Origin of the sequence: Plantibacter sp. CFBP 8775 (genome assembly GCF_014839505.1) — a bacterium.
GTDB classification, from domain to species: domain Bacteria; phylum Actinomycetota; class Actinomycetes; order Actinomycetales; family Microbacteriaceae; genus Plantibacter; species Plantibacter auratus.
Window position 1 is genome coordinate 2316351 of sequence record NZ_JACYNV010000001.1, and the last position, 21590, is coordinate 2337940.

Genomic DNA, 21590 nt, shown 5'->3' on the forward strand with positions numbered 1-21590 from the left:
TCCGGGCCTTCGTCAGTGCGCAGCTCCGATCAGGACGATTCGTCGCTCGCTACCGCGTCGTCCGTCGCCGGTGCTGCCGGTGCGGTGATCGCGCCGCCGATGAACCCGACGGGGGCGTCCAGCGGCGCCCCTGAGGCATCCCGCTTCGCGCCGACCTCCGGGAGCGTCCGCGGTGTCCCGTCCGTCCCGACGGCGTGCGCCGGAGCGGCGCCGACCCACGCGACGGCCAGCTGGTCCTCGCCCTTCAGGAAGCGCTGCGACCGGACACCGCCGGTCGCACGACCCTTGGCGGGGAACTCGGAGAACTCCGACACCTTCGCGCTCCCGGTGTCCGTTCCGGCGAGCGTCAGCGAATTGGTCGCGACGGTCACGACGACGACGTCGTCGGTGGGCAGGACCGCCGTGAACGAGATGACCTTCGCACCGGCCGCCAGGTTGATGCCGGCCATGCCACCCGCGGCCCGCCCCTGCGGACGGACGGACGTCGCGGCGAACCGGAGCAGTTGTGCGTCGGAGGCGACGAAGACGAGTTCCGCGTCGTCGCCGACCTGCGTCGCCCCGACGACGTGGTCGCGCGGCTTGAGCGTGATGACCTCGAAGTCCGGCTTGTTCGGCAGGTCGCCGGGGATGACCCGCTTGACCACGCCGGTCTCGGTTCCCAGCACGATCGGTTGCTCCGAGGTCAGCGAGACGATCGCCAGCACGCGCTCATCGCGGTTCGGGAGCGACAGGTACTCGCCCATCCGGACTCCGGCCGCGAGCTGGATGGAGGCCGCCGGCACCGCGGGGAGGTCGAGCGGGGTGAACCGGATGACGCGACCGAGGCTCGTGACCGCACCGAGTTCGGTGCGGCTCGTGGTCTCGACGACACTCAGGATCGCATCGTGCTTGCTCCGCCGACCGGGTCGTGGGGCGGGCGCGTCCTGCTCGAGGTCGACGCGGAGCGCCCGTCCGGTCGCGCTGAGGTAGACGCGGCACGGGGTGTCGGCGAGCTCGAGCACCGGGGCGCTCTTCCCTCGGCCGGTCGTCGCGACGCTCGGCTTCGCGTTCGTCAGCATGGTCCGGCGCGGTGTGCCGAACTGCTCGGCCGCAGCGGCGAGCTCAGCGGAGACCGCGGCGCGGATGAGTCGTTGGCTCCCGAGCAACCGCTCGAGTTCGGCGATCTCGGCCAGCAGCTTGTCGCGCTCGGCCTCGAGCTCGATCCGCGAGAACTTGGTGAGTCGTCGAAGACGGAGCTCGAGGATGTACTCGGCCTGCAGCTGCGAGAGGTCGAAGACCTCGATGAGCCTCGCGCGGGCCTGTTCGGAGTCGTCGCTCGCGCGGATGACCTGGATGACCTCGTCGATGTCGAGGATGGCGATGAGGAGGCCCTCCACGAGGTGGAGGCGTTCCTTGCGTCTTGCCAACCGGAACCGGCTCCGGCGGGTGACCACGCTGATGCGGTGGTCGACGTACACCTGCAGCAGTTCCCGGAGGCCGAGCGTCTGCGGGCCGCCGTCGACGAGCGCGACGTTGTTGATGCTGAAGGAGTCCTCGAGGGGCGTGTAGCGGTAGAGCTGCTCCAGGACGGCTTCGGGGGAGAAGCCGGTCTTGATCCCGATCACGAGGCGGAGCCCGTGGATGCGGTCCGTCAGGTCGGTGACGTCGGAGATGCCGTTGAGCTTCTTGGAGCTGACACCGTCCTTGATCTTCTCGATGATCTTCTCCGGACCGACCAGGTAGGGCAGTTCGGTGATGACCAGACCGGTCTTCCGCGCGGTGACCGCTTCGACGGAGACTTTGGCGCGGGTCTTGAAGGAGCCGCGACCGGTGGCGTAGGCGTCCTTGATGCCGTCCAGCCCGACGATCGTGCCGCCGGAGGGGAGGTCGGGACCCGGGACGAACTCCATCAGGTCCTCGAGGGTGGCCTGAGGATGCGCGATGAGGTGCCGGGCCGCGCCGATCACCTCGACGAGGTTGTGCGGCGCCATGTTGGTCGCCATACCGACCGCGATGCCGCTGGCGCCGTTCACGAGGAGGTTCGGGAACGCGGCCGGGAGGACCTCGGGCTGCATGAACTGGTTGTCGTAGTTCGGGACGAAGTCGACGACGTCCTCGTCGAGGTCGGCCGTCAGGGCGAGTGCGGCGGCGTCGAGCCGGGCCTCCGTGTACCGCGGCGCGGCGGGTCCGTCGTCGAGCGAGCCGAAGTTCCCATGCCCGTCGATGAGCGGGACGCGGAGCGTGAAGGGCTGTGCGAGGCGGACGAGTGCGTCGTAGATCGCCGTGTCGCCGTGCGGGTGCAGCTTCCCCATCACTTCGCCGACGACGCGGGCCGACTTCACGTGGCCACGATCCGGGCGCAGGCCCATCTCGGTCATCTGGTAGAGGATGCGGCGCTGCACCGGCTTCAGGCCGTCGCGCGCGTCGGGGAGGGCACGGGCGTAGATGACCGAATAGGCGTACTCCAGGAAGGAGGTCTGCATCTCCGACGAGACATCGATGTCCTCGATGCGCTCGCCACTGGTCTCCGTCGGCGGGGTCTGCTGTTGGCGGGTCATTCCGTGTCTCTGCTGAGGGGAGTCGAGCCGGTGCTCGGCGAGGATGGCGGGGCGTGGTCGTCAGCGCGGTGTGCGAGACTGAGCCCGATGACCACCATGCTACCGACGGTCGATCCGGAGTCACGCAGCCTTGCCGGTGTCCTCCCGGATTGCCTCGCATCCCTGACGGTGGGCGGTGGATCGCTGCCCCGGGCCGACCATGCCGTCGTCGTCCTCGTCGACGGCCTCGGCGCCGCGAACCTCCGTGGAGCAGCCGCCCACGCTCGGTTCCTCGCGCCGCGCCTCGGTCCGCGCTCCACCACGACGTCGGCGTTCCCGTCGACGACCGCGGCCGGGATCGCGACGCTGACCACCGGCTCGTTGCCGGGCCGGCACGGCCTCGTCAGCTACCGAGCACGGGACGTGGCGGGGGACCGGGTCGTGAACCAACTCAGCGGCTGGGACGCCGGCATGGTGCCCGAGACCTGGCAGCGCCTCCCGACCGTGTTCGAGCGAGCGAGAGCCGAGGGCGTCACCACGACGGTGATCGGTCAGGAGCGATACCGCAATTCGGGCTTCACCCGAGCCGTGCTCCGAGGGGCGGACTACCGGGCCGGACGCTCGATGGCGGACCGCCTCAACGCGGCCCGAGAGATCGCGTCCACGACCGCCGGCCCCACACTCAGCTACGTGTACGTCCCCGAGCTCGATCAGGCAGCGCACGAGTACGGGTGGGAGTCGGGCCGCTGGACGGCGCTCCTCGAGGAGCTCGACGGCGATCTCAAGCGGTGGTCGTCACGTTTGCCCGCGTCGACCGGCGCGCTCATCACCGCCGACCACGGGGTGATCGACGTTGCACAGCACCAGCACGTGCTCTTCGACCAGGTCCCCGAGCTGGTCGCCGGTGTCCGCCACATCGGCGGCGAGCCGCGATGCCTTCACCTCTATCTCGACACCGATGCAGGCCCAGCGGATCGGGAGCGCCTGGCTGAGGCCTGGCGAGCCGAGGAGGGAGGCCGCGCCTGGATCGCGACACGCGAGCAGGCGATCGACCACGGCTGGTATGGCGAGGTCGACCCTGAGGTGCTGCCACGGATCGGCGACGTCATCGTCGCCGCCCGGAAGCGCATCGCCTACTACGATTCACGTCCCGCCGATCAGAGCGCGAGGGGCATGATCGGACAGCACGGATCGCTCACCGACGACGAACGCCGGATACCGCTCCTCGGCCTCGGTCGTTACGAGCCCTGAAGCCCTGACCGATCAGACCGGGTCGTCGTCGGACTTCGCACCGAACACGATCTCGTCCCAGGACGGCATCGACGCCCGGCCGCGGCGCGCCTTGGCCCCGGACGGCGTGCCACCATCGGAGGACTCGGAATCGCCCGCGCGTCGTTGCTGCGCCGCCTCGAACTCACCGGTGTCGAACACCGCCAGCGGCGTCTGCTGATCCGGGACGGCGTGCGGCGCACTGGGGCGATCGGCAGGTTCGGGTTCGCTGGGAGCGGCCTCCCGCTCGCCACGGCGCTTGCGGAGCGCCTCCAACAGGTCCGCGGTCTGGTTGTGCTGCTCGGGGCTCGACGCCTCACGGTTGATCGCGGCCTGCGTCGCAGCCTTCGAGGACGGTGCACGGCCGAAGCCCGTGTCGGCCGCGAACGGCAACGGCTCGATCGGACGCGTCTCGGCGGGACGGTCGGTCTCGGTCTGCGGCGTCGACACGCGGTCCAGGGAGAACGCGCCGCTGTCGAAGCGTGAGGTGTCGGGGGAGTCGTCGGTGTCGACCGCACGCAAGCGGGGGATCAGCGCGGCCGGCAGGTCGCCCTGACGCGAGAGGGTCGTGGCCTCACTGCCGATGGGCGTGAGGGCGAGCTTCTTCGGCTCGAACGCCCAGCGGGCGTCGTGGTCGACCTGGTCGGCCGCGAAGGACAGCTTGACGATCCAGCCGCCCTCGGGTTCCTTCCAGCTCGTCCACCGTTCGTCGGTCGCGCCGAGCTTCTCGAGTCGAGCCCGGATGACGTTCCCGAAGGTGGCCTCGATGTCGTCGGCCGACGTGTCCGTCGTCGGCAGGACGGCGACGCCCAGGGCGGTGCCGACGATGTGCTCGCGCTCCGCCATCACCGGACCCTCGAACCGCTGCACGTACTCCAGTGAGGCGCCGGTGACCGCTGCGACGTCCTCGGCGGAGAGCCCGCTGCGGATGTGTGCCTGCACTTCCCTCGGGGAGATCTTGGTGTTCCCACCGATGGGCGCACCGGCCGGCTTCGCCCGCCGCAGGTGGACGTGGAACGAATCGTCGACGATGAGGCGGTATTCCTCCTCGTTCCGATCTGCAACGATCAGAGCGCCGAGCTCCGCTCCGACTACCTTCAATTCCTGCATGATGAATGCCTCTCAGCGTGCCACGTGATTGACCCACGTTCTCACGGATCACGGGCGTATTCGGGGAATACGCCGGGCGTGCCGTCAGTTGCACGGGAAGGTTCCGCACACCCTCCCGAACACGGTTTGCAATTCATGCGGAACTGATGCAAACTGTGCCCGCCGATTTTGTTCCGACGGCATCGAGAAGTGGATAGGCATGGCAACTGATTACGACGCTCCCCGCAAGACCGACGACGATTCCGAGTCGATCGAGGCCCTGAAGGAGCGCGTTCCAGACAAGCTGTCCGGAGTCGTCGACTCCGAAGACGCTGACAACCCGGGTGACTACAACCTGGGTGGATCCGACCTCTCCGACCTCGACCTCGACGTCGTCGTGCTCCCGCCCCAGGCGGACGAGTTCACCTGCATGGAGTGCTTCCTCGTGAAGCACCGCTCGCAGCTCGACCACGAGGGTAAGTTCGGCCCGATCTGCGCGGAGTGCGCAGCCTGACAGCACCGCCGCGCGAGCGGCACACAGAACCCCTCCGGATCACGATCCGGAGGGGTTCTGTCGTTGCGGCTTCGAGCGGTGGCCGCCTCAGGCGTGCGTGCGTGCCGCGGCGATCGCATCCGCCAGGGCCTGCGGCCGACGGGACGACAGCAGCCAGTACGGCGTCGGGTCGGCGGGGTCGACGATCTCCACCTTCACCAGGCTGTGCACCCACCCGCGGATCATGAGCCAGGCGCGTGCATCGAGCTTGGTGCGGAGCTGAGCGGTCGCGTCGGTCCCGGTGTACACCACGACCTCACCGATGAACCCGAGCGGGATCGACGCCTTCCCGACCGACAGGCTCGACTCGGAGACCTGGATCCTCGGCGCCGTCCCGAACGCCAGCGCAAGGCACCCGCCGTACAGCACCACCGCCCCGACGATCCCCGCCGCGAGCGAAACGGGCGCGAGGACGAGCATGGTCGCCGGCACCACGAGGGCGAGGGCGATGATGACCCAGGGGCTGGGCCAGAGGGTTTCACGGTACGGCTGCATGTCTGCCTTGTCTCAGAGAACTGCACTACCCTCGATTCGTGACCGAAAGCGTTGACGTACTCATTATCGCGCCGGATCTGCCCGGCTATGCACACCCCGGCGATGCGGGTGCGGATCTCGTGTCCGCCGAGCACGTCGTGCTCGAACCGGGTGAGCGCGCCCTCGTCGGCACCGGCGTCTCGATCGCCCTGCCCGACGGCCATGCCGCGTTCGTCGTCCCACGAAGCGGTCTCGCGGCGAAACACGGCATCACCGTCGTCAACTCGCCGGGTACGGTCGACGCCGGGTATCGCGGCGAGATCAAGGTCACGCTCCTCAACACCGACCGTCACGCCTCCTTCACCGTCGAGCCGGGCGACCGCATCGCCCAGCTCATCGTGATGCCGGTGTCCCGCGCCAACTTCATCCCGGTGGAGCGATTGCCAGGCAGTGCACGAGGAGCCGGAGGCTTCGGTTCGACCGGCGTCGGCTCGCTCTCCACGACACCGGCCGCCACCGACCCAACCATCAGCACCGACGGTGCCGCGCAGACAGGAACCCTCGCATGAGCGAACTCGAAGACCTCCCAGACCTCGACCTCGACGCGGAGCTGCCCGACGACGCGAAGTCCGCACCTGAGGACCGTGAGACCGCCGGCCCGTTCGACGAGAGCGAGGCGAACCCCGTCCGTCCCTACATCGACCTCGGTGGCGTCAAGGTGCTGCCTCGGGAAGGGCTGAACCTCCGCCTCGAGGTGGAGGAGGCGACGAAGCGCGTCGTCGCGGTCGGCCTCGACTACGCCGGTTCCACCCTGCAGGTCCAGCCGTTCGCCGCCCCGCGGTCGACCGGTCTGTGGAACGAGACCCGCTCGCAGATCGCCGAGCAGATCGCCCAGCAGGGTGGCACCGTGACCGAGCGCGAGGGCGAGTTCGGTCCTGAGCTCGTCGCCGAGGTGCCGACCGGTGGTGCAGCAGGCACCGACGCGACCCACCTGGCACGCTTCATCGGCGTCGACGGACCGCGCTGGTTCCTCCGCGGCGTCGTCGCGGGGGAGGGCGCCTCGAAGCCGGACGCCGCCGCACTCGTTGACGACCTCTTCCGCAGCCTCGTCGTCGTTCGGGGCAACTCGCCCATGCCGCCGCGCGACCTCATCCCGCTGCGCATGCCGACGGCCACGAGCGCGTAGTCGATGACGGACGCACGAGAACCGGAGCCCCGCGGAGTCGACCCGGTCGAGCACCGTGACGCGTCGGGTTCCCCTGATGCCATGGGTGATTCGGATCGACAGCGGCTCGGTGAATCGATGTCCGCGGCGTTCGGTGCCGCCGCACGCAAGTCCGGTCTGGGCGCGATGGCCGAGGGCGACGCCCCCACCGGCAAGGCACTGCTGCTCGCCATGGGCGGCGTGCGCGGCATCGTCGAGGCGATCCTGCCCGGACTCCTGTTCCTCGTCGTCTACACGCTGACCCTCGACCTGCTCCCGTCGATCATCGCTCCGGTCGCCCTCGGGGTCCTCTTCTCCGTGGCACGCCTCGTGCAGCGGCAGCCGGTCACGCAGGCCGTCGGCGGCCTCCTCGGCATCGCACTCTCAGCGGCTCTGGCTCTGCTGTCCGGCCGCGCTGAGGACTTCTACGTCGTCGGGTTCTGGACCAACGGCGCCTATGCCGTGGCCCTCCTCGTCTCGGTGCTCGTCGGATGGCCCGTCGTCGGACTCGTGGCCGGCTACCTCATGGGCAGCGGCACGAGCTGGCGCTCCCACCCCGGACAACGACGCGCCATGCGGTGGCTGACGCTGGTGTGGGTTGCCATGTTCGCCGCACGACTCCTCGTGCAGCTGCCCCTCTATTTCAGTGGGAACGTCGAACTCCTCGGCACGCTCCGGCTCCTCATGGGCATCCCGCTCTACGCGCCACTGCTCGTCCTCAGCTGGCTCGTCGTCCGCGCCGTGTTCCCGAAGGCGCCGCAGGCATCCACCGAGTGATCCGCCGAGAGCCCGGCCCGACGCGTCAGCGTGTCTCGGGCCGGGCTCTCGTCATGTCGGGAGGACCCGATCCTCGATGCTAGAATTGTCTCGACATCAAGATAGATGAGCGATGCCGAGATGACACGACGCGCCCCAGCCTGTAGTTAGGCAAGCCTTGCTAGCCGCGGAGCACCCGCCAGCAGCAAGATTGGTCGGAACGCACGTGAGTGAGCACTCGCCGCCGCCAACGAAGGAGAAGACGATATGTCCACCGTGAACAGCTTCGGGGCGAAAGACACCCTGACTGTCGGGACGACCGACTACGAGATCTATCGCATCGACACGGTGGAGGGTCACGAGAAGCTGCCGTTCAGCCTCAAGGTGCTCCTCGAGAACCTGCTGCGCACCGAGGACGGTGCCAACATAACCGAGGCGCACATCCGCGCGATCGGCGACTGGGTTCCGACCGCGGACCCCGACACCGAGATCCAGTTCACCCCGGCTCGCGTCGTCATGCAGGACTTCACCGGCGTGCCGTGCATCGTCGACCTCGCCACCATGCGCGAAGCGGTCGAGGCACTCGGCGGCTCCGCCGACAAGATCAACCCGCTCGCCCCGGCCGAGATGGTCATCGACCACTCGGTCATCGCCGACCTCTTCGGCAGCGAGAACGCGCTCGAGCGCAACGTCGAGCTCGAGTACGAGCGGAACGGCGAGCGGTACCAGTTCCTCCGCTGGGGCCAGACGGCGTTCGACGACTTCAAGGTCGTCCCGCCGGGAACCGGCATCGTGCACCAGGTCAACATCGAGTACCTCGCCCGCGTCACCATGACGCGCGAGGTCGGCGGCGTCCTGCGCGCCTACCCCGACACCTGTGTCGGCACCGACTCGCACACGACCATGGTCAACGGCCTGGGCGTGCTCGGCTGGGGCGTCGGCGGTATCGAAGCTGAGGCCGCCATGCTCGGCCAGCCCGTGTCGATGCTCATCCCGAAGGTCGTCGGCTTCAAGCTGAACGGCTCCATCCCGACGGGCGTCACCGCGACGGACGTCGTCCTCACCATCACCCAGATGCTCCGCAAGCACGGCGTCGTCGGCAAGTTCGTCGAGTTCTACGGAGCAGGCGTCGCCGAGGTGCCGCTCGCGAACCGCGCCACCATCGGCAACATGAGCCCCGAGTTCGGCTCGACGGCCGCCATGTTCCCGATCGACGACGTCACGCTCGACTACCTGCGCCTCACCGGTCGCAGCGACGAGCAGATCGCACTGGTCGAGGCTTACGCCAAGACCCAGAAGCTGTGGCACGACGCCGACCAGGAGCCGGTCTTCAGCGAGTACCTCGAGCTCGACCTCGCCACCGTCGTCCCGTCGATCGCCGGCCCGAAGCGTCCCCAGGACCGCATCGAGCTGACGGACGCGAAGGCTCAGTTCGAGCGCGACCTCGTCGACTACGCCACGGTCGAGCACGACATCGTCGACCTCGTCGGCGCCGGTTCCTTCCCCGCCTCCGACCCGGCCGGTACCACGCCGCAGGACGAGGACGAGAACAACCACCACCACCACACGCACCGGAGCCACGCTCCGGCGTCCCTCTCGAAGCCGACCCAGGTCACCCTCGAGCAGAACGGGGTCGACTTCACCCTCGACCACGGTGCCGTCGCGATCGCCGCGATCACCTCGTGCACGAACACCTCGAACCCGTCGGTCATGCTGGCCGCAGGCCTCCTGGCCCGGAACGCCAGCAAGAAGGGCCTGAAGGCGAAGCCGTGGGTCAAGACCACGCTCGCTCCGGGTTCCAAGGTCGTCACCGACTACTACGCGAAAGCCGGTCTCACCGAGTACCTCGAGGACCTCGGCTTCTACACGGTCGGTTACGGCTGCACGACCTGCATCGGCAACTCCGGTCCGCTGCTCGACGAGATCTCGACCGCCGTCCAGGACAACGACCTCGCCGTCACCGCCGTCCTCTCGGGCAACCGCAACTTCGAGGGCCGGATCAACCCGGACGTCAAGATGAACTACCTGGCGAGCCCGCCGCTGGTCATCGCCTACGCCCTCGCGGGGTCGATGAACTTCGACTTCGAGGTCGACGCCCTCGGTGTCGACGCGGACGGCAACGACATCTTCCTGAAGGACATCTGGCCCGACGCGGCAGAGGTCCAGCACACGATCGACACCTCCATCAACAAGGAGATGTTCGACCACGAGTACAGCGGCGTCTTCGACGGGGATGAGCGCTGGCGTTCGCTCCAGACCCCCGAGGGCTCGACCTTCGAGTGGGACGAGGAGTCGACGTACGTGCGGAAGCCCCCGTACTTCGACGGCATGACCATGGAGACGACCCCCGTCTCCGACATCGTCGGAGCCCGCGTCCTCGCGAAGCTCGGCGACTCGGTCACGACCGACCACATCAGCCCGGCCGGCAACATCAAGGCCGACTCGCCCGCAGGCCGGTACCTCGACGAGCATGGCGTCGGTCGGAAGGACTACAACTCCTACGGCTCGCGTCGCGGTAACCACGAGGTCATGATCCGCGGCACGTTCGCGAACATCCGCCTGAAGAACCAGCTGCTCGACGGCGTGGAGGGCGGCTACACCCGCGACTTCACGCAGGCCGACGCACCGCAGTCCTTCATCTACGACGCGTCGCAGAACTACCAGGCCGAGGGCACGCCCCTCGTCATCTTCGGTGGCAAGGAGTACGGCTCCGGTTCCTCCCGCGACTGGGCGGCCAAGGGCACGAGCCTCCTCGGTGTCAAGGCGGTCATCACCGAGAGCTTCGAGCGCATCCACCGCTCGAACCTCATCGGCATGGGCGTCGTCCCGCTGCAGTTCCCGGAAGGCGAGAGCTGGGCCTCGCTCGGACTCGACGGCACGGAGATCGTGTCGATCGCCGGTCTCGAGGAGCTCAACAGCGGCACCACGCCGAAGACGGTCCGCGTGAGCGCCGTCCCGAGCGAGCACTCGGCTCCCGGCAAGGAGCCGGTCGAGTTCGACGCGGTCGTCCGCATCGACACGCCCGGTGAAGCCGACTACTACCGCAACGGCGGCATCCTGCAGTACGTGCTCCGCAGCCTCGTCTGACGACGAGGTTCTACCACCAGGCCGGTCCCGACAGCAACCGTCGGGGCCGGCCTGCGGCGTTCGCCGCCCACCCCGCCCACGACGCGTACACTCGAAAGACGGGCTCCGAGCGATCGGTCGGCCCACGGTGGAGGGACGACAGCGTGACAGTGCTCGATCAGGTGAACGGACCCCGGGACCTCGACGGCCTCTCCGAGGCGGAACTCGTCGAACTCGCCGGCGACATCCGTGCCTTCCTCATCGCCAACGTCTCCAAGACCGGCGGACACCTCGGTCCGAACCTCGGCGTCGTCGAGCTCACGATCGCGATGCACCGGGTGTTCGACTCCCCGACGGATCCGATGGTGTTCGACACCGGACACCAGTCCTACGTGCACAAGCTGCTGACCGGCCGTCAGGAGTTCTCCGGACTCCGGACCCGCGGCGGTCTCGCCGGCTACCCGCAGCGTTCCGAATCCGAGCACGACATCGTCGAGAGTTCGCACGCCTCGAGCTCGCTCAGCTGGGCGGACGGCATCTCCCGCGCCTTCCAGATGACCGGGCAGGACGAGCGCCATGTGGTGGCGGTCGTCGGCGACGGCGCACTGACGGGTGGCATGACGTGGGAGGCGCTCAACAACATCAGCGACGACAACACCCGCCGGCTCGTCATCATCGTCAACGACAACGGCCGGTCGTACGCGCCGACCATCGGCGGTATGGCGCGGTTCCTGAGTGGTGTGCGGACCCGCCGGAGCTATCGCGACCTGCGCGAGCGCAGCCAGCGGGCCTTCAACCTCCTCGGCGGTCCGGGACGCGCGCTCTATCGGGGCGTCCGCGGAGGTGCCCACGGGTTCCTGTCCCGCCTCACGAACAACGAGGCGCTCTACTCCAACCTCGACATCAAGTACATCGGGCCGGTCGACGGACACGACATCCACGCGATGGAGGAGGCCCTGACCCAGGCGAAGCACTACGGCGCACCGGTGATCGTCCATGCGATCACCGAGAAGGGTCGTGGGTTCCAGCCGGCACGCGACGACGACGCCGATCAGTTCCATGCCGTCGGGGTGATCGATCCCGAGACCGGGGAGCCCGTCGGGGCAGCGTCCCGACCGTCCTGGACGGCCGTGTTCAGCGAGGAGATGCTCGCAGTGGCTGAGGCCGACGACCGCGTCGTGGCCATCACGGCCGCCATGCTGCGACCGGTCGGGCTCCACGCCTTCGCCGAACGCTTCCCCGAGCGGGTGCACGACGTCGGCATCGCCGAGCAGCACGCCTTCACTTCGGCGGCCGGGCTCGCGTTCGGTGGACTGCACCCGGTGGTGGCCGTGTACGCGACGTTCGTGAACCGCGCCTTCGACCAACTGCTCATGGACGTCGCGCTGCACCGCGCGGGGGTCACGATCGTCCTCGACCGCGCCGGCGTGACCGGCCCCGACGGACCGAGCCACCACGGCATCTGGGACCTCGCGATCCTGCAAGTCGTCCCGGGTATCCGGATCGCGGCACCGCGTGATGGCGAGCGGCTGCGCGAGGAACTGCGTGAGGCCGTCTCGATCGACGACGCCCCGACCGTCATCCGGTTCCCGAAGGGCAGCGCCCCCGCCGAGCTCCCGGCCGTCGAGCGTCTGCACGACGGTGTCGACGTCCTCCGGACGACCGAGCAGCCGGACGTCCTCATCGTCGCCGTCGGCCCGATGGCGCCCATCGCGATCGACGTGGCGGACCGACTCGCCCAGCAGGGCATCGGCGCGACCGTCGTCGACCCCCGCTGGGTGGTCCCCGTCGCCGAATCGCTCGTCGAGCTCGCCGCGGCGCATCGGCTCGTGATCACCATCGAGGACGGCATCCGCGTCGGAGGTATCGGCACCCGCATCAGGCAGACCCTCCGCGAGGCCGGCGTCGACACGGCCGTCGACGAGCTCGGCGTGCCGGACGAGTTCATCGACCACGCGTCACGCGAGCAGATCCTCGAGGATGCGGGCCTCACAGCGCAGCAGATCGCCCGCGACGTCGTGGCACAGGTCCTCGGCAGCCGGATCCCCGTCGCCCGCCCACTGCCTGACGACCGCGTCGAGCAGGACACGTCTTCGGAGCGGAGCACGACGAGGCCCCACGGCGCCTGAGCGGGGGCTGTGGCACGCTTGACTTCGAGTGCACTCGAAGTCGTATCGTGTGGACATGACCACTCTCCACGAGGGCTACGCCATCTCCGACGTCGCCGAACAGACCGGACTGAGCGTCCACACGCTCCGGTACTACGAGCGCGCAGGGCTCATGCCACGTCCGATCGGCCGCAGCTCATCGACGCACCGCCGCTACAGCGAGGGCGACGTGTCCTGGGTCGTGTTCCTGACGAGGCTCCGATCGACGGGCATGCCGATCGCGACGCTCCGCGAGTACACGGTGTTGGCTCAGCGCGGTGACGACACCGCCGAGGCGAGGCTCGAGCTGCTGCTGCGGCATCGGATCTCGTTCCTGGCCCGCCTCGAGGAGATGCAGCAGTCGCTGGAGGTCATCGATCGCAAGATCGAACTCTACACAGAACAGGTGGCAACACGATGAAGCACATCACACTCGGCACAGCCGGACCAGACATCGCCCGGATCGGCCTCGGCTGCATGGGGATGTCGGCGTTCTACACCGGTGCCGCCCTCGACGATGCGGCATCCACCGCGACGATCCACCGCGCCCTGGACCTCGGCGTCACCTTCTTCGACACCGCTGAGATGTACGGTCCCTACCTCAACGAGGAACTGCTCGGCGCTGCACTCGGGTCACGCAGGGACGAGGTGACCCTCGCGACCAAGTTCGGGACGATCCGCAATTCCAGTGACGGACAGTTCGGCGCCGATGGCAGCGCCGCGAACGTGCGTCTGTCGATCGAGGGATCGCTGCGTCGGCTCGGGACCGACGTCGTGGACCTCTACTACCTCCACCGCGTGGATCCGGGCGTTCCCATCGAGGAGACGGTGGGTGCACTCTCGGAGCTCGTCACCGAGGGCAAGATCCGGTACATCGGTCTGTCGGAGGCGGCTCCGGACACGATCCGGCGTGCACACGCCGTGCACCCGATCACGGCTCTGCAGACGGAGTACTCGCTCTGGAGCCGCGACCCCGAGGCGGAGATCCTGCCGACCGTCCGTGAGTTGGGCATCGGCTTCGTCCCGTACTCGCCGCTCGGTCGCGGGTTCCTCACCGGTACGATCCGATCGCTCGACGTGCTCGACGAGACCGACTTCCGTCGCGCCAACCCGCGCTTCACGGGGGACAACCTCGCTGCGAACATCGCGATCGTCGAAGAGGTCGACCGGATCGCCGCGTCGCTCGATGCGACACCGGCCCAGGTGGCGCTCGCCTGGTTGCTGGCCCAGGGTGACGACATCGCGCCGATCCCCGGCACGAAGCGGATCCCGTACCTCGAGGAGAACCTCGGCGCCGACGAGCTCTCCCTGTCGGCCGACGCGCTCGCTCGACTCGACGCACTCCGTCTCCCGGCCGGCGACCGGTATCCGGACATGAGCACCGTCAACCGCTGAGCTCCGGCAGGCGCTGAGGGCCGGCGTCGCTCGAGGCTCAATCATGAGAGCGGGGTGCCGTCCACCGATGGTGGAGGACACCCCGCTCTCGCGACACCGCGCGGACTACGCCTGGACGCCCCGGATGGGCGGGTGGTGGAAGGTGTCGCCGAAGGCACGCTCGCTCGCACCCACGCGGTCCAGGTACGGCGTCGCTCCGCCGTCCTGGAACGGCCAACCCGCACCGAGGATGAGCCCGAGGTCGATGTCCTGGGCGGCTGAGACGACGCCCTCGTCCAACATGAGCTTGATCTCCGACGCGAGGCCGTCCTCGACCCGTCGCAGGATCTCGTCCTCGCTGAGCGGGCTGTCGCCCGTGACGAGCACCTTCTGGGCCTGCTTCGTGAAGCCGGTCACCTTGCCGCCCTTGTCCTTCTCGACGACCGAGTCCAGGCCGGCGAGCCGGTGGAGGTTCTCCGACGCGAAGAACCGGTCGGGGAACTTCCCGACCATCGTGTCCTGCACGTGCGCGGCGACCTTCCAACCGACGAGGTCGATGAGCTGGAAGGGCGTCATCGGCAGGCCGATGGGCGCGAAGGCACGTTCGACCGTCAGCAGCGGGGTGCCGGCGTCCAGGGCGTGCGCCGCCTCACCCATGACCTTCGCCAGGAGTCGGTTGACGATGAAGCCGGGAGCGTCGGCGGTGAGGATGGCGCTCTTCTTCAGCTTCGCCGCGGTGGCGAAGGCCGTCGCGAGCGTCTCGTCGTCCGTCTGGGGTGTGCGGACGACCTCGAGCAACGGCATGACGGCGACCGGGTTGAAGAAGTGGAAGCCGACGAGCCGCTCGGGGTGCGCGAGCTTCGCCCCGATCTCCTCGACGGAGAGCGAGGAGGTGTTCGTTGCGAGGACCGCCTGCTCCGAGACGTACTGCTCGACCTCGGCGAACACGCTCTGCTTGACGCCGACCTCTTCGAAGACGGCCTCGATGACCCAGTCGCAGTCCGCGAAGTCGGCCTTGTCCGTGGTGCCGGACAGGAGCGCCTTCAGGCGGTTCGACTCGTCGGGGGAGATGCGCCCCTTCCCTCGGAGGGTGTCGATCTCGCCGTGGATCCGGGCGACGCCGGCGTCGACGTGGCCCTGGTCGAGGTCGGTGATGACCACCGGCACCTGGAGCCGCCGGAGGAAGAGCAGCGCGAACTGGCTCGCCATGAGCCCGGCACCGATGATGCCGACCTTCGTGACTCGTCGGGCGAGCTGCTTGTCGGGCGCTCCCGCCGGGCGCTTGGCGCGCTTCTGCACGAGGTCGAACGCGTACATGCTCGCCTGGAACTGGTCGCCGACGATGAGCTCGGACAGCGCCCGGTCCTCTCGCTCGAACCCCTGTGCCTTCGTGCCGCTGCGGGCGGCCTCGAGCAGGTCGAGGGCCGCATAGGGCGACTTCGCGACCGTGCCGATCTTGCTCTCGAGCATCTTACGGGCGGTGCTGATGGCGAGCGGCCACTTGATCGTCCGCTCCACCTTGCCCGGCACGTTCTTGCGCTGCACGGTCACCGTGCCACCGAGCACCCCGTCTGCCCAGCGCAACGAGTCCTCGAGGAAGTTGGCGGACGGGAACATGACGTCCGCGATGCCGTAGGCGAGCGCGTCCTGCGCCTTGAGCATCCGGTTGTTCTTGAGCGGGTTCGAGATGACGACGTTGAGTGCGTTCTCGATGCCGATCAGGTTCGGGAGCAGGTAGGCGCCACCCCAGCCCGGGATGAGTCCGAGGAACACCTCGGGGAGCGCGATCGCGGGCGCCGAGGCGTCGACGGTCCGGTAGTTCGCGTTGAGGCCGATCTCGAGTCCGCCACCGAGCGCGAGTCCGTTGATGAAGACGAAGGTCGGTACGCCGAGGTCCTCGAGCTTGCCGAAGACATGGTGGCCGAGCTGCGCGAGCTTGGTCGCGACCTCACGGGAGGGGATGTCGCCGACCTTGCTCAGGTCGGCGCCGGCCGCCAGGATGAACGGCTTGCCCGTGATGGCGACACCGTCGATCTCGCCGGACGCGGCACGGGTCCGTTGCGTCTCGAGGACGCCGTCGAGCTCGAGCAGCGTGACCGGGCCGAGGGTGTTCGGCCTCGTGTGGTCGCGTCCGTTGTCGAGGGTGATGAGCGCGATCGTGCGCCCGCTCGCCGTGGTGATGTCCTTGACGAAGGAGCGCGTCACGACCTCGTCGTCGCCGCTGATCGCGACGAGCTCCGAGAAGTCGATGGTCGTGTAGTCGGTCATCTACTTGCGTCCCTTCTTGCCGGTGAAGTACGGGTTCTCCCAGATCACGGTGCCGCCCTGGCCGAGGCCGACGCACATCGCCGTGAGTCCATAGCGCACCTCGGGGTGCTCGGCGAACTGCGCCGCGAGCTGGATCATGAGTCGGACGCCGGATGCCGCGAGCGGGTGCCCGACGGCGATCGCGCCACCCCACGGGTTCACCCGCGGGTCCTCGTCGTCGATGCCGAAGTGGTCGAGGAAGGAGAGCACCTGCACGGCGAAGGCCTCGTTCAGTTCGAACAGACCGATGTCCTCGATCGACAGGCCCGCCTTCCGAAGGGCCTTCTCCGTGGACGGCACGGGACCGATGCCCATGATCTCGGGCTCGACGCCCGCGAACGCGAAGCTGACGAGGCGCATCTTCGGAGTGAGACCGAGCTCCTTCGCCGTCGAGGCACTGGCGAGCAGACTCACCGTGGCGCCGTCGGTCAGCGGCGAGGCGTTGCCTGCGGTGACACGGCCGTGGGGCCGGAACGGCGTCTTCAGTCCGGCGAGCCCCTCCATCGTGGTCTCGGGACGGAGCCCTTCGTCGCCGGTGGCGAGTCCCCATCCGCTGTCGCTCCGGAGCGCGACCGGGACGAGGTCGGGCTGGATCCGTCCGGCTTCGTAGGCGGCCGCGACCTTCTGCTGACTACGCATGCCGAAGCGGTCGGAGCGTTCCTTCGTGAGCTGCGGGAACCGGTCGTGGATGCGCTCGGCCGTCTTGCCCATGTTCAGCGCGTCCTCACTGACGAGGCGCTCGGCGAGGAACCGCGGGTTCGGGTCGGCGTCCAGCCCCATGGGGTGACGTCCCATGTGCTCGACGCCACCGGCGAGGACGAGGTCGTAGGCACCGAATGCGATGCCGCTGCCGAGCGTCGTGACGGAGGTCATCGCTCCGGCGCACATGCGGTCGATCGCAAATCCGGGTACGGACTTCGGGAGGCCGGCGAGCAGCGCGGCGGTCCGGCCGAGCGTGAGCCCCTGGTCGCCCTGCTGGGTCGTCGCCGCGATGGCGACCTCGTCGATGCGGTCGAGCGGCAGACCGGGATGACGTTCGAGCAGTCCGATGATCGCCTTGACGATCAGGTCGTCAGCCCGGGTGTTCCAGTACATGCCCTTTTCGCCGGCTCGTCCGAACGGTGTCCGGACTCCATCAACGAATACGACGTCGGCTTGTTCGGCCACGTTGCCTCCTCATTCTCGGGGTACGCCCCGATCCTAGGCGGCAGACACGGGTGGACACCCGGGTGCAGCGCTTCCTACGAAGCGTCCGGGTCAGGCTCCACCGGGGATTGGGCCGACTCGACAAAGGCGTCGGTGATCGCCCGGGCGGTCGCGTCGATCTGCCAGGGGCGTGCCTCGTGCTCGGCGAGTGCTGCAGCGACCGTCTCGACGGTGAGTGGTTCGGGCGGCGTCCAGGCCAGTCGGCGCAGCGTCTCCGGCGTGAGCAGGTTCTCGACCGGCATCGTCAGGAACTCCGCCGTCGCGAGGATCTTCGTCCGTGCCGCGGTGTACCTGGCGTGCGCATCCGGGTTCTTGTCGGACCAGCTGCGCGGGGGCGGCAGCGTGTCGCTGGCCGGGCGGGCACCGGGGAGGTCCTCGGTGGTCTGGCCGGTGTGGATCGCGTTCCACCAGAGGTCCAGTTCGGTGCGGCTCGCGCGCCCACGGAAGTCCGAGAGCACTGCGAGGTCGCGCTTCGAGCTGGGGTTGGCCTTCGCGGCCGCGGTGATCGAGGCGTCGGGGATGAGCCGCCCGGGGGCGGTGTCGCGGCGCTGCGCGAGTTCGTCACGCGCGACCCAGAGCTCGCGAGCGACGGCGAGGTTGCGTTGTCCGCGCACGGCATGGAGTCCGGAGAGGCGGCGCCAGGGCTCGGCGCGGGGTGCCTTGGCCTCCCGGGCGAGCGTGGCCTGGAACTCCTGCCGCGCGATGTCGCTCTTCCCGGCATCCTCGATGCGGGCTGCCAGTTCCTCTGCGGCGTCGACGAGCAGCTCGACGTCGAGCGCCGCGTACTCGAGCCAGGAGGCGGGGAGCGGGCGGGTCGACCAGTCGGCGGCGGAGTGCTCCTTCGCCAGATGGATGCCCAACAGTTCTTCGACCACGGCGCCGAGCCCGACACGCGGCAGCCCCAGCAGACGGGCACCCAGCTCGGTGTCGAAGAGCTCGCTCGGGTCGATGCCCACTTCGCGGAGACATGCGAGGTCCTGGCTGGCCGCGTGCAGGATCGACCGCTCGCCCTGGATCAGGGCACCGAGTTCGGCCATGGAGCCGATGGCGGGCGGGTCGTAGAGGAAGACCCCGGCACCGCGACGGTAGACCTGGATCAAGTAGGCCCGCTGCGAGTAGCGGTAGCCCGACGCCCGTTCGGCGTCGAGCGCGAACGGTCCGTGACCCGCCGCGAGCACCTCGAGGGAGGCGAGGTAGGCCTCGCGGGTGTCGGTGACGACCCGTGGTGCGGTGGGCGCGGGCGGCGGGAGGAGCGGTGCTGATTCGGGCGCCGCGTCACTCACGGTGAGCTCGTTTGACGGACAACAGGGAGACCCCTTCGGTGGTCGGAGGCAGGCCGGCGAGCATGCACAGCAGCTCCCCCCATCCTTCCACGTGCGCCGCGACGTCGCTCTCCAGCGGTGTCCACGACGCTCGAAGCTCGATCTGTGCGCCGTCGCCCTGCCGGGCGAGCTCCCCGAAACCACTCGAGATGATCTTCGTCGCGGTACCGGACGCTGCCTGGTAGGAGGCGCCGCGGGTGTCGAGGGCGTCCACGAGCCAGGACCAGGCGACCTCGGCAAGGAACGGGTCGAGTCCGATCTCGGTCTCCAGGGGGGCCTGGGCGAAGCAGACGACGCGGAAGCGTCCACCCCAGGCGTCAGAGCCGTCCGGGTCGTAGAGGAGGACGAACCGCCCCGTACCGAGGTCGGAGTCGGCATCGTGGCGACTCGGCGAGACGTCGGCCGCGAGGGCGATGGCGAACGGCGCGAGATTGCTCGGCGCGGGGATCTCCGTGACTCTCAGATCGGGCCGGACGGCTGCAGCGCGAACAGCGTCCACCGCTCGGGCGAACTCTTCGGGAACCTTTGCCGTCGTCGGACTCTCTACCACGAGTGAAGACTAGAGTTACATCCCGATGAATGGGCAGAGGCACGCCGGGCGGAGACGCGGACCCGGGTCGCAGGCAGGCGGTCGAGGAGCGGCGAGCACCGGCATCCGACGGCGGGGTTCGGCGACGGATGCGATCGTCATCGCCGGTGGAGCCGCTGCCGCCGTCGGCGCCCTCGGACTCGCCGTCGTCGCGACCATCGCCCGCAAGGTGGTGGTCCCGGCTCGGGACCGCCCGAGTGAGGCTCGCATCGTCGGGTTGGACCGTGCCGGCGGGACGGTCGAACTCGTCGCGTCCCCGGACACGATCGTCCCCGGCCGCTACGGCAGCTGGGTGACGAGACGGGCCGCCTACGTGCAGCTGGGCGACATCCTCGAGGTGCGGCAGCACACCGTGGTCCGGACGCTCCTCGGCGGCGACGTCGACGCACTCCGCGTCGGCCAGGAGGCCGAGTTCAGCGGGTGGTTCTTCCGCCGCCCGGAGGAACTGGGCCTCGCCCACGAGGACGTGCTCGTCCCGACCCCGCTCGGGCCGGCGCCGGCGTGGGCGATCCACCCGGAGGACGGGCCGTCCACCCGCTGGGCCGTCCTGGTGCACGGCCGGGGGACCACGCGATCCGAAGCGCTCCGAGCGGTGCCGAGCTTCCGCAACGCCGGGTACTCATGCCTGCTCGTCTCCTACCGCAACGACGGCGACGCTCCGCCCGCACTGGACTTCCGCTACGCGCTCGGCGACGAGGAGTGGCGCGACGTGGACGCCGCCATCGGTTGGGTTCGTGAACAGGGCGCCGCCGACGTCGTACTCATGGGCTGGTCCATGGGCGGAGCGATCGTGCTCCAGGCGTCACGGCGGACGACGCACCCCGAACTCCTCCGCGCCGTGGCGCTCGATTCGCCGGTCATCGACTGGGTGGACGTCCTGCAGCACCAGGCCCGCGAGAACCGGATCCCGAGCGTGGTCGGTCGGGTCGCCCTGCTCGCCATCAGCCGCCGGTGGGGACGCCTCCTGACCGGGCAGGCGACGAGCATCGATCTCGGTCGGCTCGACTACGTCGCCAACGCCGCCGACCTCGCCTTGCCGATCCTGCTGATGCACAGTGACGACGACGGTTACGTGCCGGCAGGGCCGTCGCGGGCGCTCGCCCTCGCACGACCGGACATCGTGACGTTCGTCCCGTTCACCGTCGCACGTCACACGAAGCTCTGGAACTACGACCCGGAGCGTTGGACCGCCGCGGTCTCGGACTGGCTCGACGAGCTCGTGCCGCTACCGCCCGGGCACTGACCGACGGGCCGACGACTCAGGCGAGTTCGCGGAGGCGGCGCTTCGTCCGGCCGAGCAGCGCCGACATCCCACGCAGTCGCAGTGGCGACACCGCCCGGGAGAGTCCGATCATCTGTGGGAAGTCGTCGGGGACGGCGAGGACCTCGTCGACGGTGAGTCCGGCGAGCCCCTGGACGAGGATGCTCGCGAACCCGCGAGTGGTGGGCGCTTCCTCGGGAGCCGTGGCGAACAGGTGCACGATGCCGTCCTCGTCGACCTCGACGAAGAAGAACACGGGTGCCTGGCACTCGAGCACCCGCTCCATGAGATCGGGGTGGTCGCGGTAGCGCTCCGGGAGGTCCGGCAGCTCGTCGCTGAATTCGAGGAGCAGCTGCAGCCGTGAGCGTTCCTCGATGGCGAGGAACTCATCTCGGATCTCGGCGAGGTTCGGGGCGAGGAGGGAATCGGTCATGGTCACTCCAGTATCGCAGCCGGG

18 protein-coding genes are annotated in these 21590 nt (G+C 69.0%); 10 read left to right on the forward strand and 8 right to left on the reverse strand.

Annotated features, from left to right (window positions below):
- Positions 1 to 29: 29 nt before the first annotated feature.
- Entirely contained in the window at positions 30 to 2537 is a 2508-nt protein-coding gene (locus tag IFR14_RS10935) for a DNA gyrase/topoisomerase IV subunit A (RefSeq protein ID WP_191941077.1), read from the reverse strand.
- 87 nt (positions 2538 to 2624) lie between these two features.
- On the opposite strand from IFR14_RS10935, the gene IFR14_RS10940 reads away from it, so the two are divergent.
- Entirely contained in the window at positions 2625 to 3767 is a 1143-nt protein-coding gene (locus tag IFR14_RS10940) for an alkaline phosphatase family protein (RefSeq protein WP_249406908.1), read from the forward strand.
- A gap of 12 nt (positions 3768 to 3779) precedes the next feature.
- On the opposite strand, the gene sepH is transcribed toward IFR14_RS10940, so the two are convergent.
- Positions 3780 to 4895, reverse strand: a complete 1116-nt coding sequence (gene sepH, locus IFR14_RS10945) for a septation protein SepH (RefSeq protein WP_191941078.1) — start codon at positions 4893 to 4895, stop codon at positions 3780 to 3782.
- Positions 4896 to 5094: 199 nt separating this feature from the next.
- Here sepH and IFR14_RS10950 point away from each other — a divergent pair, with 199 nt between their 5' ends.
- Entirely contained in the window at positions 5095 to 5388 is a 294-nt protein-coding gene (locus IFR14_RS10950; protein WP_056005937.1) for a DUF4193 domain-containing protein, read from the forward strand.
- Positions 5389 to 5475: 87 nt separating this feature from the next.
- Here the strand turns inward: IFR14_RS10950 and IFR14_RS10955 are convergent, their stop codons facing one another.
- Positions 5476 to 5922, reverse strand: coding sequence for a DUF3093 domain-containing protein (locus tag IFR14_RS10955; RefSeq protein WP_079705884.1), 447 nt, complete (start codon positions 5920 to 5922; stop codon positions 5476 to 5478).
- Positions 5923 to 5960: 38 nt separating this feature from the next.
- On the opposite strand from IFR14_RS10955, the gene dut reads away from it, so the two are divergent.
- The 7 genes from dut (at position 5961) to IFR14_RS10990 (ending at position 14469) form a co-directional block, all read left to right on the forward strand.
- Positions 5961 to 6470 carry a dUTP diphosphatase gene (gene dut / locus IFR14_RS10960; protein ID WP_137241710.1) on the forward strand — a complete coding sequence of 170 codons (510 nt, stop codon included), beginning with the start codon at positions 5961 to 5963 and terminating at the stop codon, positions 6468 to 6470.
- A complete protein-coding gene (locus tag IFR14_RS10965; RefSeq protein WP_086473327.1) occupies positions 6467 to 7087 on the forward strand; it encodes a DUF3710 domain-containing protein in 621 nt (206 codons plus the stop codon). Before dut ends, IFR14_RS10965 begins: the two co-directional genes overlap by 4 nt.
- Positions 7088 to 7168: 81 nt before the next feature.
- Positions 7169 to 7882 carry a DUF3159 domain-containing protein gene (locus tag IFR14_RS10970; protein ID WP_137241709.1) on the forward strand — a complete coding sequence of 238 codons (714 nt, stop codon included), beginning with the start codon at positions 7169 to 7171 and terminating at the stop codon, positions 7880 to 7882.
- Positions 7883 to 8128: 246 nt separating this feature from the next.
- The gene (locus IFR14_RS10975; protein ID WP_191941079.1) at positions 8129 to 10948 is read left to right on the forward strand and encodes an aconitate hydratase; all 2820 of its coding nucleotides are present in this window, start codon (positions 8129 to 8131) and stop codon (positions 10946 to 10948) included.
- 143 nt (positions 10949 to 11091) lie between these two features.
- The gene (gene dxs, locus IFR14_RS10980; RefSeq protein ID WP_191941080.1) at positions 11092 to 13056 is read left to right on the forward strand and encodes a 1-deoxy-D-xylulose-5-phosphate synthase; all 1965 of its coding nucleotides are present in this window, start codon (positions 11092 to 11094) and stop codon (positions 13054 to 13056) included.
- Positions 13057 to 13111: 55 nt separating this feature from the next.
- Positions 13112 to 13495 carry a MerR family transcriptional regulator gene (locus tag IFR14_RS10985; RefSeq protein WP_191941081.1) on the forward strand — a complete coding sequence of 128 codons (384 nt, stop codon included), beginning with the start codon at positions 13112 to 13114 and terminating at the stop codon, positions 13493 to 13495.
- Positions 13492 to 14469 carry an aldo/keto reductase gene (locus tag IFR14_RS10990; RefSeq protein ID WP_124769310.1) on the forward strand — a complete coding sequence of 326 codons (978 nt, stop codon included), beginning with the start codon at positions 13492 to 13494 and terminating at the stop codon, positions 14467 to 14469. The genes IFR14_RS10985 and IFR14_RS10990 overlap by 4 nt, the downstream gene beginning before the upstream one ends.
- A 105-nt stretch (positions 14470 to 14574) precedes the next feature.
- On the opposite strand, the gene IFR14_RS10995 is transcribed toward IFR14_RS10990, so the two are convergent.
- The 4 genes from IFR14_RS10995 to IFR14_RS11010 all read right to left on the reverse strand — a co-directional run bounded on the left by IFR14_RS10995 (position 14575) and on the right by IFR14_RS11010 (position 19833).
- Positions 14575 to 16716, reverse strand: a complete 2142-nt coding sequence (locus IFR14_RS10995) for a 3-hydroxyacyl-CoA dehydrogenase NAD-binding domain-containing protein (RefSeq protein WP_191941082.1) — start codon at positions 16714 to 16716, stop codon at positions 14575 to 14577.
- Complete coding sequence (locus tag IFR14_RS11000) at positions 16717 to 17922, reverse strand: thiolase family protein (RefSeq protein WP_064293790.1); 1206 nt, start codon at positions 17920 to 17922, stop codon at positions 16717 to 16719.
- A gap of 74 nt (positions 17923 to 17996) precedes the next feature.
- The gene (locus tag IFR14_RS11005) at positions 17997 to 19244 is read right to left on the reverse strand and encodes an HRDC domain-containing protein (RefSeq protein ID WP_191941083.1); all 1248 of its coding nucleotides are present in this window, start codon (positions 19242 to 19244) and stop codon (positions 17997 to 17999) included.
- Entirely contained in the window at positions 19237 to 19833 is a 597-nt protein-coding gene (locus IFR14_RS11010; protein WP_079002473.1) for a DUF3000 domain-containing protein, read from the reverse strand. Before IFR14_RS11010 ends, IFR14_RS11005 begins: the two co-directional genes overlap by 8 nt.
- Positions 19834 to 19858: 25 nt before the next feature.
- Between IFR14_RS11010 and IFR14_RS11015 the strand changes: the two genes are divergently transcribed.
- Positions 19859 to 21115, forward strand: coding sequence for an alpha/beta hydrolase family protein (locus IFR14_RS11015; protein WP_079705892.1), 1257 nt, complete (start codon positions 19859 to 19861; stop codon positions 21113 to 21115).
- 16 nt (positions 21116 to 21131) lie between these two features.
- Here the strand turns inward: IFR14_RS11015 and IFR14_RS11020 are convergent, their stop codons facing one another.
- Positions 21132 to 21566, reverse strand: a complete 435-nt coding sequence (locus IFR14_RS11020; RefSeq protein WP_191941084.1) for a SufE family protein — start codon at positions 21564 to 21566, stop codon at positions 21132 to 21134.
- Positions 21567 to 21590: the final 24 nt, after the last annotated feature.